Annotated in this window: 17 protein-coding genes; 12 read left to right on the top strand and 5 right to left on the bottom strand. The window is 73.0% G+C overall.

The window, feature by feature from the left end; translation table 11 throughout:
- The first annotated feature begins 18 nt into the window (after positions 1–18).
- From OG937_34690 to OG937_34700, 3 genes are all read left to right on the top strand, one after another.
- Positions 19–486 carry a PH domain-containing protein gene (locus OG937_34690; GenBank protein WUD78985.1) on the top strand — a complete coding sequence of 156 codons (468 nt, stop codon included), beginning with the start codon at positions 19–21 and terminating at the stop codon, positions 484–486.
- 136 nt (positions 487–622) lie between these two features.
- Positions 623–1,963 (top strand): hemolysin family protein, encoded by a 1,341-nt coding sequence (locus OG937_34695; GenBank protein ID WUD76473.1) that lies wholly within the window; start codon positions 623–625, stop codon positions 1,961–1,963.
- A complete protein-coding gene (locus OG937_34700) occupies positions 1,960–3,072 on the top strand; it encodes a hemolysin family protein (GenBank protein WUD76474.1) in 1,113 nt (370 codons plus the stop codon). Before OG937_34695 ends, OG937_34700 begins: the two co-directional genes overlap by 4 nt.
- A 58-nt stretch (positions 3,073–3,130) precedes the next feature.
- Here OG937_34700 and OG937_34705 read toward each other — a convergent pair whose 3' ends face one another.
- Together OG937_34705 and OG937_34710 are read right to left on the bottom strand one after the other, a co-directional pair.
- The gene (locus tag OG937_34705; GenBank protein ID WUD76475.1) at positions 3,131–5,035 is read right to left on the bottom strand and encodes an AAA family ATPase; all 1,905 of its coding nucleotides are present in this window, start codon (positions 5,033–5,035) and stop codon (positions 3,131–3,133) included.
- 395 nt (positions 5,036–5,430) lie between these two features.
- Positions 5,431–6,051, bottom strand: coding sequence for a hypothetical protein (locus OG937_34710; GenBank protein ID WUD76476.1), 621 nt, complete (start codon positions 6,049–6,051; stop codon positions 5,431–5,433).
- 71 nt (positions 6,052–6,122) lie between these two features.
- Between OG937_34710 and OG937_34715 the strand changes: the two genes are divergently transcribed.
- Together OG937_34715 and OG937_34720 are read left to right on the top strand one after the other, a co-directional pair.
- Complete coding sequence (locus OG937_34715; GenBank protein ID WUD76477.1) at positions 6,123–7,247, top strand: Xaa-Pro peptidase family protein; 1,125 nt, start codon at positions 6,123–6,125, stop codon at positions 7,245–7,247.
- A gap of 130 nt (positions 7,248–7,377) precedes the next feature.
- A complete protein-coding gene (locus OG937_34720) occupies positions 7,378–7,770 on the top strand; it encodes an STAS domain-containing protein (protein ID WUD76478.1) in 393 nt (130 codons plus the stop codon).
- A 2-nt stretch (positions 7,771–7,772) separates the two neighbouring features.
- Here the strand turns inward: OG937_34720 and OG937_34725 are convergent, their stop codons facing one another.
- A complete protein-coding gene (locus OG937_34725; GenBank protein WUD76479.1) occupies positions 7,773–8,789 on the bottom strand; it encodes a DUF3048 domain-containing protein in 1,017 nt (338 codons plus the stop codon).
- A gap of 85 nt (positions 8,790–8,874) precedes the next feature.
- Here OG937_34725 and OG937_34730 point away from each other — a divergent pair, with 85 nt between their 5' ends.
- Both OG937_34730 and OG937_34735 read left to right on the top strand, forming a co-directional pair.
- Positions 8,875–9,492 carry a transglutaminase-like domain-containing protein gene (locus OG937_34730; GenBank protein ID WUD76480.1) on the top strand — a complete coding sequence of 206 codons (618 nt, stop codon included), beginning with the start codon at positions 8,875–8,877 and terminating at the stop codon, positions 9,490–9,492.
- Entirely contained in the window at positions 9,489–10,193 is a 705-nt protein-coding gene (locus tag OG937_34735) for a phenylalanine--tRNA ligase beta subunit-related protein (GenBank protein WUD76481.1), read from the top strand. Before OG937_34730 ends, OG937_34735 begins: the two co-directional genes overlap by 4 nt.
- A gap of 13 nt (positions 10,194–10,206) precedes the next feature.
- Here OG937_34735 and OG937_34740 read toward each other — a convergent pair whose 3' ends face one another.
- The gene (locus OG937_34740; protein ID WUD76482.1) at positions 10,207–10,947 is read right to left on the bottom strand and encodes a 1-acyl-sn-glycerol-3-phosphate acyltransferase; all 741 of its coding nucleotides are present in this window, start codon (positions 10,945–10,947) and stop codon (positions 10,207–10,209) included.
- 139 nt (positions 10,948–11,086) lie between these two features.
- Positions 11,087–11,503 carry a DUF4395 domain-containing protein gene (locus OG937_34745; protein WUD76483.1) on the bottom strand — a complete coding sequence of 139 codons (417 nt, stop codon included), beginning with the start codon at positions 11,501–11,503 and terminating at the stop codon, positions 11,087–11,089.
- A gap of 87 nt (positions 11,504–11,590) precedes the next feature.
- Here OG937_34745 and OG937_34750 point away from each other — a divergent pair, with 87 nt between their 5' ends.
- The 5 genes from OG937_34750 (at position 11,591) to OG937_34770 (ending at position 16,268) form a co-directional block, all read left to right on the top strand.
- Positions 11,591–12,004, top strand: a complete 414-nt coding sequence (locus tag OG937_34750) for a thioredoxin family protein (protein ID WUD76484.1) — start codon at positions 11,591–11,593, stop codon at positions 12,002–12,004.
- 215 nt (positions 12,005–12,219) lie between these two features.
- Positions 12,220–12,840, top strand: a complete 621-nt coding sequence (locus OG937_34755) for a flavin reductase family protein (protein ID WUD76485.1) — start codon at positions 12,220–12,222, stop codon at positions 12,838–12,840.
- A gap of 191 nt (positions 12,841–13,031) precedes the next feature.
- Complete coding sequence (locus tag OG937_34760) at positions 13,032–13,817, top strand: electron transfer flavoprotein subunit beta/FixA family protein (GenBank protein WUD76486.1); 786 nt, start codon at positions 13,032–13,034, stop codon at positions 13,815–13,817.
- A 38-nt stretch (positions 13,818–13,855) separates the two neighbouring features.
- The gene (locus tag OG937_34765) at positions 13,856–14,818 is read left to right on the top strand and encodes an electron transfer flavoprotein subunit alpha/FixB family protein (protein ID WUD76487.1); all 963 of its coding nucleotides are present in this window, start codon (positions 13,856–13,858) and stop codon (positions 14,816–14,818) included.
- A 166-nt stretch (positions 14,819–14,984) separates the two neighbouring features.
- Positions 14,985–16,268: an aldolase/citrate lyase family protein gene (locus OG937_34770; protein ID WUD76488.1), complete on the top strand. Its 1,284-nt coding sequence runs from the start codon at positions 14,985–14,987 to the stop codon at positions 16,266–16,268.
- The last annotated feature ends 1 nt before the right edge of the window (position 16,269 follow it).

Genomic DNA, 16,269 nt, shown 5'->3' on the forward strand with positions numbered 1-16,269 from the left:
TCGTCCACCCCGCACGCCATGCCCGTGGAACTCCCCGAACTGCCCGTCACCTTCCGGCCCGCCCGCACCCGCGCGGTGCTGCTGGGCCTGGCTGCCGGGCTGCTCGCGGCCTTCGTCGTCATCGCCGTGCTGCTCCCCGCGGACGGCGCACGGCCCTGGCACGCCTCGGACCGGATCTGGCTCGTGCTCACCGGGCTGCTGATCGCCGGGGTGCTCGTGCTGCTCAGCCGGCCCAAGGTGGCCGCCGACCGCGACGGTGTGACCCTCGTCAACCTGACGACCCGGCGCCGGCTGGAATGGGCGCAGGTCCTCCGGGTGAACCTGCGCCCCGGCGATCCGTGGGTGTACCTCGACCTGGCCGACGGGACCAGCCTGGCCGCCATGGGGATCCAGCCCGGGATCGGACGCGCCCGCGCGTTGCGCGACGCGCGCGCCCTGCGGGCCCTCGCGGAGGCGTACGGTACCGGCAAGCCGACGGCGCACTAGACCTGCCGCCCCGGCCCGCTTCTTCATTACTCTGGAACCTTCGCAACGACCCGAGGAGTGACACCCAATCCACGATGGACGGATCGTCCGGTAGTACCCGCGCCGCCTCTCCCCCCCGACATACCGGAGCGGCGGCATGAGCGCCCCGTTGCTGCTGCTCGCGGCAGCCTTCCTCCTGATCCTCGCGAACGGCTTCTTCGTCGCCGCCGAATTCGGCCTGGTGACCGTCGAACGGCCGGCCGCCGAACGCGCCGCCGCCGAGGGTGACCGCAGGGCCCGCAGTGTCGTGGAGGCGCTGCGCAAGCTGTCCTTCCAGCTCTCGGGCACCCAGCTCGGCATCACGATCACCTCACTGGTGGTCGGCATGCTGGCCGAGCCCGCCCTCGCCGACCTGTTCGCCGGACCGCTCACCTCGGTGGGCGTGCCCGAGGGCGCGGCGCCCGCCGTCGCTGTCGTGATCGGCATGATCCTCGCCTCGGCCGTCCAGATGGTCATCGGCGAGCTCGTCCCGAAGAACTGGGCGGTGTCCCGTCCGCTGGAGGTGGCCCGTTTCGTGGCCGGGCCGCAGCGGGCCTTCTCCGCCCTGTTCCGCCCGGTCATCGAGGCCCTCAACGCCGCCGCGAACCGCCTGGTGCGGGCGCTGGGCGTGGAGCCCGCCGAGGAGCTGGCCTCCGCGCGCACCCCCACCGAGCTGGTCTCGCTGGCCCGCCACTCCGCCCGTGCCGGGGCCCTCGAACAGGACACCGCGGACCTCTTCGTCCGCACCATCTCCCTCGGCGACCTCACGGCGGAGAACGTGATGACCCCGCGCGTGCGGGTCAGCGCCCTGCAGGACACCGCCACCGCCGCCGACGTCCTCAACCTGACCCGGGCCACCGGGCTGTCCCGCTTCCCGGTCTACCGGGAGCGGCTGGACGACATCGTCGGCATGGCGAGCCTGAAGGACGCGCTCGCGGTCCCGGCCCACCTGCGCGACCGCACACCGGTCGGCCGGGTCACGGTCGCCCCGCTGCTCGTCCCGGAGACGCTGCCGGTGCAGCCGCTCCTGGAGCAGCTGCGCCGCGAGCAGCCGATCGCCGTGGTCGTCGACGAGTACGGCGGCACCGCCGGCGTCGTCACCCTGGAGGACATCGTCGAGGAACTCGTCGGCGAGGTGCGCGACGAGCACGACGGCGCCGACCTGCCCGAGCTGGCGGCCGCCCCCGCGGAGAACGGCAACCCCGCCTGGGACGCCGACGGCGGCTGCCGGGTCGACCTGCTGGAGCGCATAGGGCTCGAGGCCCCCGAGGGGCCGTACGAGACGGTGGCCGGCCTCGTCGCCGACCTCCTCGAACGCATTCCCGAGCCGGGGGACACCGCGCTGCTGCCCGGCTGGGAGCTGCGGGTGCGCGAGGTCGCGCACCACCGTGCCGAGAGGGTCCGCCTGGTACGCGTCGGGTTCGAGGAGCCCGAGGACGGGCAGGAGGGCGGGCGATGAGCTTCCTGCAGCTGTTCTTCGCCGGCCTGCTGGTGCTGGGCAACGGCTTCTTCGTCGGCGCCGAGTTCGCCCTGGTCTCCGTACGGCGCAGCCAGATCGAGCCGCTCGCCGGCACCCAGCGGCGGGCCCGTACGGTCCTGCACGGGCTGGAGAACCTGCCGCAGATGATGGCGGCGGCCCAGTTCGGCATCACGGTCTGCTCCCTGACGCTGGGTGCGGTCGCCGAGCCGACCGTGGCCCACATGCTGGAGCCGCTCTTCGAGGCGATCCACCTGCCCGAGGGGCTGATCCACCCGCTCGGCTACGTCATCGCGCTCGCCGTCGTGGTCTTCCTCCACCTCGTCATCGGCGAGATGGTCCCCAAGAACCTGGCGATGGCCGCGCCCGAGAAGACCGCGCTGTGGCTCAGCCCCGGACTCGTCGGCTTCGCCCGGCTGTTCCGGCCGGTCATCGCGGTGCTCGGCTGGTGCGCCAAGCTCGTGCTGCGGCTGTTCCGGGTCGAGCCCAAGGACGAGATCGACGCGGTCTTCACCAGCGAGGAGCTGACCGTGCTCGTCGAGGACGCCCGGCAGGCCGGACTCCTCGACGACGACGCCCAGGAACGCCTGGAGGACGCGCTGGAGCTGGGCACCCGCCCGGTCACGGACGTCCTGCTGTCCCCGGAGGAGCTGGTGACGGTCGACGCGTCCGTCACCCCCGCCGAGGTCGAGGAGCTGACCGTCCGCACCGGCTACTCGCGCTTCCCGGTGGCCGGACCGGAGGGCGCCTACCTCGGCTACCTCCACGTGAAGGACGTCCTCGACCTGGAGGACACCGGCCGGCCCGTCCCGGCGCGGCTGTGGCGGCCGATGGCCACCCTCCGCGCGGAGCTGCCGCTGGACGACGCGCTCACCCAGATGCGGCGGGCCGCGTCCCACCTGGCGTCGGTCGCGGACTCCAGCGGGCGTGTGCTGGGTCTGGTCGCCCTGGAGGACGTGCTGGAGATGCTGGTCGGCGAGGTCCGCGACCCGGCACACCGGGAGGTCCCGGAGCCTGTGCAGACCGCCGGCACCGCGGCCGCCCCGGAGCCCGGCGAGGTCGCCCGGCCCTCACGTGTGATGGCGAGCTGACACGGGGACCCACGCGGGAGGGGCCCGGGCGTATGCGCCCGGGCCCCTCCCGTGTCGTTCACTCCAGCGGCTCGGGCGGCGTCAGCCCGGGGCCGCGGCCCGACAGCACCTCGCCGTAGGCCTGCATGAGGTCGGGCAGCCGCAGCGTGGACAGGTCGTCCCGGGACGGCTGTCCCGCGTAGCCGGACAGCCGCAGGTCGCGGTAGGCGCAGCTCTTCTCGTACAGGGTGCGCAGGAAGCGGCCGTTGCCCAGTTCGTCGATCCAGCCCTGCTCGACGACGTGGCCGCTGATGGCGAGCAGCTCCTCCAGGGCCTCGCCGTCCCAGCGGTCCCCGTTGTCGGCGGCGAGGACCTCGCCGATGCTGGTCAGCTCGTGCGGCCGGTAGCTGGGGAAGTCGACCCGGGTGGTGAAGCGCGAGCCGAGGCCGGGGTTGGCCGCGAGCAGGCGGTCCATGCCCTCGGGGTAGCCGGCGAGGATCACGACCAGGCGGTCCCGGTTGTCCTCCGCGCGCTTCAGCAGGACCTGCAGCGCCTCGTCGCCGTAGGCGTCGCCCTTGCTGTAGCCGGAGTTGGACAGCGCGTACGCCTCGTCGACGAACAGCACCCCGCCGAGCGCGGAGTCGATCAGCTCGTTGGCCTTGACGGCCGTCTGACCCAGGAACTCGCCCACGAGGTCCGCGCGCTGCGCCTCGACCAGATGGTCGCCGCCCAGCAGACCGAGGGCGTAGAACACCCGGCCGAGGATGCGCGCCACCGTGGTCTTGCCGGTGCCGGACGGGCCCGAGAAGACGAAGTGCCGCTTGGGCGGCTGCACCGGCAGGCCCTGTCCCGCCCGCAGCCGCGCCATCCGCAACTGCGCCGACAGCGCCCGCACTTGGCGCTTGACCGGCTCCAGGCCCACCATGCGGTCGAGTTCGGCCAGGGCCTGGGAGAGCAGCACCGGGTCCGGGGCCGTGACCGGGACCTGCGGCGGGACGGGGGAGACGGGCAGGATCGCCTTCTCCCGGATGTCGTCGTCGATCGGGCCGACCGCGCCCAGCGGGTCGTCCAGCACCGAGCCCGCCCCGAGGCCACCGGGCATGGCGGCCGCCCCGGCCCGGGCGTCGAGCGGATCGGGGTCGGGCGGCAGCGCGTCGGGCCCGGTCTGGCCGTAGCCCTGCAGGGTGACCGGGGCCAGGTCGGCCGTCCCGTCGGTGAGGCCGTCGGACTCGTCGATCGCGGCGAGCCGGGCCGCGGTGTCCATGAACGCCGGGTCGACCCGGTGCACCGCCCGGTACAGGGGGAGCGCGGCCGCGGTGCGGCCCGTGCCCTCGTACGCGCGGGCCAGCCAGTAGCGGAGTTCCTTGCGCTGCGGCTGTTCGCTGCGGCAGCGCATCAGGGCCGTCGCCAGCAGCGGTTCGGCCTGCCCGTACAGCTCCAGCCGGACCCGGGCCATGCCGCCGAACAGGCCGGCCTCGATGCCCAGCACCTGGTCGCCGAGGAGCGGTTCGGTGTGGCGCACCAGCTGGTCCCAGTCCTTGACCAGGTAGGCCCGGCAGGCGTGCAGGAAACGGACGTGCGGATCGGTGTCGATCGGCGGGCACTCGGCCAGGGCCCGGTCCAGCTCCGCGATGTGGCGGCCGTCGAGCCAGTGGGAGGCGTGCGCGAGCAGCAGGTCGCGGCGGGTCTCCAGCACCGGCTGCACCCACCAGCCCAGCCAGTACCAGGAGTTCATGGAGCGGCGGTGCGCGCTGCGCTGCTCGCCGAAACGGTCGCGGTGCCGGTACATCTGCAGCAGCGCGGTGGAGGTGTCCGCCCGCAGCGCGTGCAGCCCGAGCCAGGCGTCCGCCATGCCGGGGTCGAGGCGGACCGCGACGCGGAACTCCTCCTCGGCCTGGGTGTAGGCGCCCATGGTGTAGGCGTCGACAGCCCGCACCCAGGCGAGGTCGGAGGGGGCGCCGGAATGCTCTGTGCCGAAGTCCATCAGGTCCCCACCAGCCCGTTCCCCCCGGTGCCGCCCGCCGTACGCCGCTCCAACCAGGTTACGCGAAGCGGGAGTTGGTGCCAGGTGAGCACCGCCTTCGCGGGGCGGCGCACCCGTTGGCATGGTACCCGTGCGAGCCTGGCGGGCCGTAGAGCGACGCGGGTGGTGACGGTGGGTGAGCGATCCGCCGCCGTACGGGGCCGGATCACCGGCTGTAGGCAGAACGAAGCCCCCGGTCACGGGGGAACAACCGGGGGCTTCGCGTACGAGGTGCGGTCGACGATGACCGCGCATTGAGAACGTAAGTCCTGTACGGCTCCCGGGTCAAGCCACCTTGGGGCGTCGCTCCGGCGGTCGCAGGGCGGGTGCGGCGCACCGGCTGCACGCGGTCACGGTCAGTGACGGAGGGTGTCGGCGAGCGGGCTCTCCGCGTGCTGTTCCCGTACCTCGTAGCCCTCCGGACGCTGGTGGACCAGCAGGTCCGCGAACGGCCGGGAGGGGTCGGCGGCGAAGTGCGCGTCCTGCGCCCGCATCCAGCCGGCCCAGAACCCGGACAGGGCGGGGCCGTCGCGGAGCTCGCCGCGCTCCCGTGCCGTGTCCCGGGAGACCTCCAGCCAGAGCAGGCTCGCCAGCCGGGGACGCAGCGCGCGGCGGCCCACCCCCACACCCTCCAGCAGGACCACGGGGGCCGGCGGCACCTCCAGGGTCGTCGCGAACCGCCGGGCCACCCAGTCGTACTTCGAGGGCCGGGCGGTGTCACCGCGGCGCAGCGGCTCCAGCACCTGCTCGCGCAGCCGCCCGGTCCACTCGAACAACTCCTCGTGCGTGGCCAGATCGTCGAGGTGGACGACGGGAGCACCGTCCAGTGCGGACGCCAGCGCGGCGGCGAAGGTCGTCTTGCCGGATCCGGCGTGGCCGTCCACGGCAACGAGCCGCACCGGCCCGCAGGACGGCGGAAGGGCGCGCAGCCGGGCGGCGAGCGCGCGGAGCGCCCCGGGGGTGGTCTGGTGGTCCATCGGCCCCAGCCTACGACCTGCGCCGACGCAAGGGACTGCGGTGGGTGCCAGGGGCGTCTACGGTAAGAGTCGTGACCGACTCTGCCGCATCCCTGTACCCCCCGGAGCGACTCGAACTCGCCCGCAAGGCCGCCGCCGACGCGGGACTCGACGCGCTGCTCGTCTCACCGGGACCCGATCTGCGCTACCTCACCGGCTACCACGCCCACCTCACCGAGCGCCTGGTGTGCCTGGCGCTGCCGGTGCTCGGCGACCCCTTCCTCGTCGTGCCCCACCTGGAGAAGCCCGGCGCCGAGGCCTCCCCGCTGGGCGCGCTCGGCGTCGAGGTCGTCGGCTGGGGCGAGACCGAGGACCCGTACGCCCTGGTCGCCGGCCGGCTGCCGCGGGGGACCGCGCGGGTGGCCGTCGACAACCACATGTGGGCCGAGAAGGTGCTCGCCTTCCGCGCGGCCCTCCCCGGCGCCGAGCAGAGCCTGGCCGGCGACGTGCTGCGCGAACTGCGGATGCGCAAGTCGCCGGCGGAGACCGAGGCGCTGCGCCGGGCCGCCGGCGCCATCGACCGGGTGCACCGCCGCATCGGGGAGTGGCTCAGGGCCGGGCGCACCGAGCGCGAGGTCGCCCGGGACGTCGCCGACGCCGTCATCGAGGCGGGGCACACCACCGTCGACTTCGTCATCGTCGCCTCGGGCCCGAACGGCGCCAGCCCCCACCACGAGGTCTCCGACCGGGTGATCCGGGCCGGCGACCCGGTCGTCGTCGACATCGGCGGCACCACGCAGGAGGGCTACTGCTCCGACTCCACGCGCACCTACGCGGTCGGTGAACCGCCCGCCGAGTTCCGCGAGATGTACGAGGTGCTGCGGCGCGCGCAGCACGCCCAGACCGAGGCCGTCCGCCCCGGCATCACCGCGGAGGAACTCGACGCGATCGGGCGGGACATCATCGCGGCGGCCGGCTACGGCGAGCACTTCATCCACCGCACCGGGCACGGCATCGGTCTGGAGACGCACGAGGAGCCGTACATCGTCGCGGGCAGCTCCCGTCCGCTGGAGCCGGGCATGGCCTTCTCCGTCGAACCCGGGATCTACCTCCCGGACCGTTTCGGTGCCCGCATCGAGGACATCGCCGTCTGCACGCCCGAGGGCGGGGAACGGCTCAACCAGACCTCCCGGGACCTGGTCGTCCTGTCTGTTTAGTCCGATGTGTTGACTCCCGGTACGGCAGGGGGTATTCCGTACACGCGACCGTGTGCGCGGTGCGTTCGCCGCGCGCGGCGCACACGTCGTGTCAAGGGCCCAGCAGGAAGCGGCAGTCGGGGGGCCGGGCATGTTCGACGACGAGCATGACTTCGGGGTGCGGCAGTGGACGGTCGGCGGCACGACCGTGGTGGAACTGACGGGGGAGCTCGACCTGTGCGCCGGCGTGCGGGCGGCCGCGCGTCTGGACGCGGTCACCGGCGGGCAGCGGCCCGACGTCGTGGTGGACCTGCGCGGGGTGAGCTTCATCGACTGCAGTGGTCTGTCGGTGCTCATCCGGGCGCGGAAGCGGACCCTCGACCGCGGTGGCCGGTTCGGCATCGTCGGCGACAGTCCCTGCGTGCTGCGGCTGTTGCGGCTCACCCGGACGATCCGGGTCTTCACCGTGCACGACGACCTGGCCTCCGCGCTGGCCGCGCCGGGCGCCCCCGATCCCCCCGCGGCGGACGGCGCCATAGCGTGAGCTCACCCGGGCAGCGGCGCCAGCACGATCCAGACCTGGCCGCGGGCGAAGTTCACCGGCTGCCCGTCGGGCGTGGTGAAGTGCGTGCCCCCGGCCGCATCGGACCGTGACCACCGGGCGTCGTAGGCCTTGCCGTCGCGGAGCACCACCGCGCGCCCGGTGCCCACGGTCTCGCTGTACGGGGAGGTGTTCCCCCACCGGTCCTGGAAGCCGGAGGAACGGACCGTGACGTACTGCACGACCACCGTCGGCGCGCCCAGCCTGCCGCCGTCGGTGGTGGTGGCCGGGTCGCCGTCGAACGAGATCAGCCAGCGGTCGCCGTCGGCCGACCAGTGCAGGCCCACCGAGCCGTTCGGGTAGCGGACGGTGCGGTCGCGCTCGGGGGTGCCACCGGGCGGCGCGGCACCGAAGCGGAAGCCTATGTCCCGGGCGGCGGAGGCGTCCGGGGCCGCGGCGAGCAGCCGTTCCGGGGTGGCGTACAGGTTGTGCGGGGCGGGGCGCGAGCCGTCGCGTACGTAGGCGCCGGAGGCGTGGGCGGGGGAGACGTCGTGCACCGGAGCCGCCGCCACCACCGGCAGCAACCTGGACTGCGCCCCGGAGAAGGCGAGGGCGGGGCGGCCGAACTGGCGGAGCAGTTCCAGGTCCGATTCCCGGGCGCTGCGCACCGGGCCGACCCGATCGGGCAGTTGGGAGGAGAAGACGGCGAGCAGACGGGTGAGACCGGACTCCACCTGCTCCACGTAGACGAGGTCGGCCCGGTCCAGCCCGGTGTGCGGGCGGGCGGGTCCGACGTTGTCGATCTTCACCGCGAGGACCGGGCCGCCGGTGCGTCCGGGCAGTCCGGTGAAGGGCGAGCGCGCGACCGCGGTGGTGCCGGGCGCCGAGCCCGTCGAGGAGGGGGAGGGCCCGCCGGGCGTCCGCTCGGGGCCGCCGCAGCCCCGGCTCACCAGGAACACGGTGAACACCGCCAGCACGACCAGGATCGCCGCTCTCGCGGGACGTCTGGGTGCTCGGGCCACGACGGCCACCCCCGTGCTGCATAGGTATGCTGCCTACGGAAAAGCCATTTGCCGAATCGCTGCGCGTATTCCTAGTATCCGCCACATGGAGCCGGTACCCCAGACGGCGGACGCGACCGCCTACCTCGCAGCGGACGAGGTGATCGACCACGACCACCCGCTGGTGCGGGCGACCGCCGCCCGGCTGCGGGCGGAAGCCTCCGATCCGTATGGCTATGCCGAGGCGGCCTACACCTTCGTCCGCGACGCCATCCCGCACTCCGCCGACTCCGGGGACCCGCGCGTCACCTGGCGCGCCTCCGACGTCCTGGAGCAGCGCACCGGCATCTGCCACGCCAAGGCCCACGCCCTGACCGCGCTGCTGCGCGCCGAGGGCATCCCCGCGGGGCTGTGCTACCAGCGGCTCACCGACGACGACGGCACCGGCGCCCTCGTCCACGGGCTCATCGCCCTCAAGCTGCCCGGACACGACCGCTGGGCCCGGCAGGACCCGCGCGGCAACAAGCCCGGTGTCGACGCCCGGTTCTCCCTCCGGGAGGAACGGCTGGCCTGGGTGCCCCGCCCCGGACTCGGCGAACGCGACTACCCCGGTCTCCACGCCACCCCGCCGCCCGCCGTACTCACCGCCCTGCGGCAGGCTGTCGACCGGCCGCATCTGTGGCGGCTGCTGCCCACCGACCTACCGGACCAAGAAGACCGATGACCTCACACACCCCCCTGACCCTGACCGTCGACCCCGCCGTGCGCGCTCTGGCCCCCGGGTTCGCCCACCTCGCCGTGGAGGCCCGCGGCCTGGTCAACGGGCCGAGCGACGACACGAGCGCGGCCCTCCTCGACGACGCGGCCCGCCGCCTCGCCGAGCGCCTCGGCGGCCGCGCCCCGCACGAGGACCCCCACATGGCCGCCTGGCGCGCGGCGTACACCGCCTTCGGCGCCAAGCCCTCGCGCACCCGCAACTCCGCGGAGGCGCTGGCCAAACGCGCCCTCGCCGAGGGCGGACTGCCCCGCATCAACCGGCTGGTGGACCTCTACAACGCGATCAGCGTCGCCCACCTCGTGCCCGTCGGTGGTGAGGACACCGACCACATCCACGGCGGCATGACCCTCGTACGGGCGACCGGCGACGAGAAGTTCGAGACCGTGGCCGGCGGTGAGCCCGCCGTCGAGCACCCCGAGCCCGGCGAGGTCGTCTGGCGCGACGGGACCGGCGTCACCTGCCGCCGCTGGAACTGGCGGCAGGGGATCCGTACCCGGCTGACCGAGGAGTCGGTCAACGCGCTCTTCCTCCTGGAGCGGATGGATCCGATGCCGTTGGCCGACCTACGGGCCGCCGGTGAGGAACTCGCCGCTCACCTGGGGAGGTTCAACCCCGGCGCGGAGGTCACCGTGCACGAGCCGGTCTGACCCCCGCGCTCGGTCACTCCGCCGTCGCGCCGCGCTCCCGGGCGGCGACGTCCTCCGCCGTGGGGGCGCTGCCGCCCAGGTGCGCGGGCAGCCACCAGTGGTCGTTCGGGCCCGACGGGCGCCCGGTGTACACGCGCTGCGCGTCCTCCAGCAGCTCCTGGACGCGCAGCCGCAGCCGCCGGGTCAGCGCGCCCGGCTTCTCGTCCGCGTGGGGCGTCATCTGCTCGCCCACCCGGATGGCGATGGGGAAGCCGTTGCGGCCCAGCTGGCGCGGCTGGTCCTTGGTCCACAGCCGCTGCGTGCCCCACAGGGCGACCGGCAGCAGGGGTACGCCCGCCTCCATCGCCAGGCGCGCGGCACCGGATTTGAAGGACTTCAGGGTGAAGGACTGGGAGATGGTCGCCTCGGGGAAGACCCCGATGATCTCGCCCGAGCGCAGCGCCGTCAGCGCGTGCTTGTACGCGTGCATGCCCTCGGAGCGGTCCACCGGGATGTGCTTCATGGCCCGCATCAGCGGACCCGACACCTTGTGCCGGAAAACCGATTCCTTCGCCATGAAACGCACCAGCCGCTTCGCCGGGAGCGCCGTCAGCCCCGCGAACACGAAGTCGAGGTACCCGATGTGGTTGCTCACGAGCAAAGCGCCGCCCTTGCGCGGCACATGTTCGGTGCCGGCGATGTCGAAGCGCAGTCCCTGCACCTTGAACATGGTGCGGGCGAAGCCGATGACGGGCGGGTAGACGAGCTCGGCCATGTGTGGGGCCCCTTCTTCGTAGGGGGTGGCCCCCGGCGGAAGTTACGCGGCCGTAGGTTTGGGCCGCCGGCTGATCGTGCCCCGTAAACGGGTGCCGTGTCATCCCGCGTGCCCGCCGTGTGGCGAGATTCTCGTCACGTCACCCGGTCGTGCGACGCACCAGCAGGTACATCTCGCATCCGAGGCAGTAGCCGAACACCGCGTTGAGGAAGGCCGCCGCGAGCGCGCAGGCCGTCGCCGCCAGGCCCAGCCAGGCGAGCCCCGTGGCGTAGCCGGCGAGCCCGACGACCGCGAACGCCAGTCCGACCGCCTGCGCGAAGCGCGGCGGCGCAGGGTCCTCGGTCTCGGTCGGCGGCCCCAGACGGGGCCGTACCGCCACCCGGTACAACAGGCCGTACGGTGAGTTCTGGACACCCGCGGCGGCGCCCACCGCGAACACCAGCGCCTGGACGGCCAGCAGCCAGGCACTTCCGGTGACGAGGACGGCGGCCAGGACGACACTGGTCAGGCTTGCGCCGAAGCGCGGTCCACGGGCATCAATGGCGTGAGGGCTCATGCCGGCCATGATTCCGGAACGGACGCCGTCCGGACCCCCGGGAATCATGGCGGTCGTGTGAACGCTGCAACGGCAGGGAGGGACGAAGTGACAGGACTGGTGGTGTGCGTCGCCGTGCTCGTGGCGGCGGGGATCCTCGGCATCCTCCACAAGCGCAGGGACGGAAGGGTACGGGTGCGGGACAAGGACGCGGCACAACAGCTGACGGCGGGTGAGATCGGCGCGGAACTCGGAGAGCGGGCCACGCTCCTCCAGTTCTCCACCGCCTTCTGCGCGCCCTGCCGGGTCACCCGCCGCACCCTCGGCGAGGTGGCCGGCATGGTCGACGGCGTGCGGCACGTGGAGATCGACGCCGAGGCGCACCTCGACCTGGTGCGCCGGCTGGGCGTCGTCAGGACGCCGACCGTCCTCGTCCTCGACGCCCGTGGCACCGTGGTGCGGCGCGCGTCGGGCGCGCCGCGCAAGGCCGACGTCATCGCGGCGCTCGGCGCGGCGGTGTGACCCGCGCGCGGTGTTATGACCCCGGTCCCACCCGCCGGGGCGCCCTTGACGCGGCGCCGGTCTGATCGTCAGTCTGACGTTATGTCGCGAGACCTCCTTCTGTACTCCCGCTTCGACGTCGACCTCGGTCGGCACGCGAGCGCCCGCTGTCACGGCCGTTGAGTGCCCAGGACTCCGCACCCCTCCGGCTCGACAGCACGACGAAGGACAACTCCATGACCGCCTCTCCCGACCTCGGCACGCCGGCCACGACCTCCCTGGGCGCGGTGCCCACCTCGATCCCCGCGCCCGCCCCGGTCCCCCTGCCCCCGCCGCCCGCCGTGACCGGCGCCTTGGACCCGGCCGCCTTCGACTCGACCGCCTTCGACTCGACCGCTTTCCGTGCCGTCTTCCGCCGTCACGCCGCCGGGGTCGCGGTCATCACCGCGGCCGGCACCCGCCCCGCGGGCTTCACGGCCACCTCCCTCACCTCCGTGTCCGCCGAGCCGCCCCTGCTGTCCTTCGGGATCAGCACCACCGGCTCCGCGTGGCGCACCGTCGCGGAAGCCACCCACGTGGGCGTCCACATCCTCGGCGAGCACCAGGAGGAGGTGGCCGCCACCTTCGCCCGCAGCGGCGCCGACCGCTTCGCGCCGCCCACCGCGTGGGGACCCGGCCCGTATGGAGTACCGCTCCTGGAGGATGTCCAAGCCTGGCTGGTCGCCCGTGTGGTGGCCCGCATACCCGCCGGTGACCACCGCATCGTCGTCGCCCAGGCCGTGGCGGGCGCCCCCGGCGGCGAAGCGGCCCGCCCGCTGCTCTACCACCACGGGCGCTACAACGCGCTGCGCCACTGAGTCCCTCCATCAGACCCGCGTCGGCAAGGTCACAGTCCACCGCCCTTGCCTGCCGGGGGACCGACGGCTGTACTGGCGAGTAATATTTCTGCCGGAGCGCCGTGCGTCCCAACGGGGAGCCGTCGTCGAAGGCGCCTATGCTGCCTTCACAAGGGCAGTTGACGTACCCATGCAGCAGTAGGAGTGCAGGCGTGAGCTTGAGGATCGTTGTCGCAGTGAAGTACGTGCCTGATGCCACGGGTGATCGTCACTTTGCGGGGGATCTGACCACGGATCGGGATGCGGTGGATGGTCTGCTGTCGGAGCTGGACGAGTATGCGGTGGAGCAGGCGCTGCAGATCGCGGAGGCGGTGGGTGACGCCGAGGTGACCGTGGTGACGGTGGGTCCGGAGGATGCGAAGGACGCGTTGCGCAAGGCGTTGTCGATGGGTGCGGACAGGGCGGTCCATGTCGAGGACGACGGTTTGCATGGCAGTGATGTGATGGGGACGTCGCTGGTGCTGGCGAAGGCGGTCGAGCATGCGGGGTTCGATCTGGTGGTGACGGGGATGGCGTCCACCGATGGGACGGCGGGTGTGGTGCCGGCTTTGCTGGCGGAGCGGTTGGGTGTGCCGCAGGTGACGTTGCTGTCGGAGGTGAAGGTCGAGGGTGGTGTGGTGTCCGGTCGCCGGGATGGTGACACCGCCAGTGAGCAGCTTGAGGCGTCGTTGCCGGCGTTGGTGTCGGTGACGGATCAGTCGGGTGAGGCGCGGTATCCGTCGTTCAAGGGGATCATGGCGGCGAAGAAGAAGCCGGTGGAGTCCCTGGATCTGTCCGACCTGGGTGTCGAGGAGGGGCAGGTGGGTCTGGCGGGTGCGTGGTCGACGGTGGATGAGGCGGTGGCGCGTCCGCCGCGGACGGCCGGTGTGATCGTGAAGGACGAGGGCGAGGGCGGCAAGCAGCTCGCGGAGTTCCTCGCGAGCCAGAAGTTCATCTGAAGCCCCCTTTCATCGAGTGCGCAGGAGTAGGTAGTCCCATGGGTGAAGTCCTGGTTTATGTCGATCATGTGGATGGTGCGGTCCGCAAGCCGACGCTGGAGTTGCTGACGATCGCGCGTCGGCTGGGTGAGCCGGTGGCGGTGGCGCTGGGTGCGGGTGCCGGTGCGGCGGCGGGTGTGCTGGGTGAGCATGGTGCGACCCGGGTGCTGGTCAATGAGGCTGGGGAGTTCGGGCAGTATCTGGTGGTGCCGAAGGTGGATGCGCTGGAGGCGGCCGTGCGTGTGGTGAGTCCGGTGGCGGTGCTGGTGCCGTCCTCGGGTGAGGGCAAGGAGGTCGCGGCGCGGCTGGCGTTGCGGTTGGGGTCGGGCATCATCACCGACGCGGTGGATGTGGTGGCCGGTGAGCAGGGGCCGGTGGCTACGCAGTCGGCGTTCGCGGCGTCGTTCACGACGAAGTCGCGGGTCACGACCGGCGTGCCGGTGATCACGGTGAAGCCGAACTCGGCGCCGGTGGAGGCTGTTTCGGCCGGGGGTGCGGTGGAGGAGTTGGCGGTGGTCTTCGGTGCGCTGGCCACGGGTACGAAGGTGGTGGCGCGTACGCCGCGGGAGGCGACGGGGCGTCCGGATCTGACCGAGGCGGCGATCGTGGTGTCCGGTGGTCGGGGTGTCAATGGTGCGGAGAACTTCGTGGTGATCGAGGCGCTGGCGGACTCGCTGGGTGCGGCGGTGGGTGCGTCGCGTGCGGCGGTGGACGCGGGTTGGTATCCGCACACCAATCAGGTGGGTCAGACGGGTAAGTCGGTGTCGCCGCAGTTGTACATCGCGGCGGGTATCTCGGGTGCGATCCAGCACCGGGCGGGTATGCAGACCTCGAAGACGATCGTGGCGGTGAACAAGGACCCGGAGGCGCCGATCTTCGAGCTGGTCGACTACGGCGTGGTCGGTGACCTGTTCCAGGTCGTACCGCAGCTGACCGAGGAGGTCACCGCCCGCAAGGGCTGACCCCGGCACACCAACCGGCCGGCAGCACGCACCGGAGCCCCGTGACGCCCCCTGACGGCACCACGGGGCTCCGGCGCTTCCCGGCGTCCCCGCGGGTCGTTGACGGTGCGACGGAGGGGGCGTTAGCTTCACTTCAACGATTTGTTGAAGACCGGGAGGGTGCCCGATGGCGCAGAACGAGACGGTCCGCACATCGCTCGGCGACACGGTCCGGCAGGACATCGGCGCCTCGCTCGCCGCCGTCGACGCCGAACTCGCCCGCCGCTACCCCGGGGACCCGGGCACCCGGCAGCCCGTGCACACCGTCTACGTCCCTGCCGACGCCTTCGCCGCCGACACCGTGCGCACCTGGGGCGACCGTGCCCTCGCCGCCCTGGACGAGCACGCCCCCGACGCGGTGCGGCTCGCCGGCGTGCTGGGCCTGGCGCCCGCCCTCGCCGCGCCCGTCCACGACCGCGTACGGGCCAAGCTGCGCCGCGAACCGGTCGAGGACCTGCGGATCGACTTCGAGGACGGCTACGGGCCGCGGCCCGACGCCGAGGAGGACGCGGCGGCCGCCCGCGCCGCGCGGCTCGTGGCCGCCGCCGTCGCGGACGGGACCGCGCCCCCGTACGTCGGCATCCGCATGAAGTGCATGGAGGCCGCCGTGCGAGACCGCGGCATCCGCACCCTGGACATCTTCCTCACCGGCCTGATGGATTCCGGCGGGCTGCCGGGCGGCCTGGTGCTGACCCTGCCCAAGGTCACCTTCCCCCAGCAGGTGACGGCGATGGTGCGGCTCGCCGAGGAGTTCGAGACGGCACGGGGACTCCCGGCCGGACGCCTCGGGTTCGAGATCCAGATCGAGACCACGCAGTCCATCCTCGGGCCCGACGGCACGGCCACGGTCGCCCGGCTGATCGACGCCGCCGAAGGCCGCGTCACGGGGCTGCACTACGGGACCTTCGACTACAGCGCCGCGTGCGGGGTCAGCGCGGCGTACCAGTCCATGGACCACCCGGTCGCGGACCACGCCAAGGCCGTCATGCAGGTGGCGGCCGCCGGCACGGGCGTGCGGCTCTCCGACGGCTCCACCAATGTGCTGCCCGTCGGCCCGGGCCCCCAGGTCCACGAGGCCTGGCGGCTCCACTACGGCCTGGTCCGCCGTTCGCTGGCCCGCGCGTACTACCAGGGCTGGGACATGCACCCCGCGCATCTGCCGACACGGTACGCCGCGGTCTACGCCTTCTACCGCGAAGGCCTGGACGCGGCGGCGGACCGGCTCGCGGCGTACGTCGCCAAGGCCGGCGGCGACGTCATGGACGAACCCGCCACCGCCCGGGCCCTGAGCGGCTACCTGCTGCGCGGACTCGACTGCGGCGCCGTGGACTTCGCGGAGGTCGCCACCGCCACCGGGCTGACCCGCGCCGACCTCGACGCCCTCGCGGGCCGCGGCGGCCCCGCCGTCTGAG

Source organism: Streptomyces sp. NBC_00510 (assembly GCA_036013505.1).
Classification (GTDB): Bacteria; Actinomycetota; Actinomycetes; order Streptomycetales; family Streptomycetaceae; genus Actinacidiphila.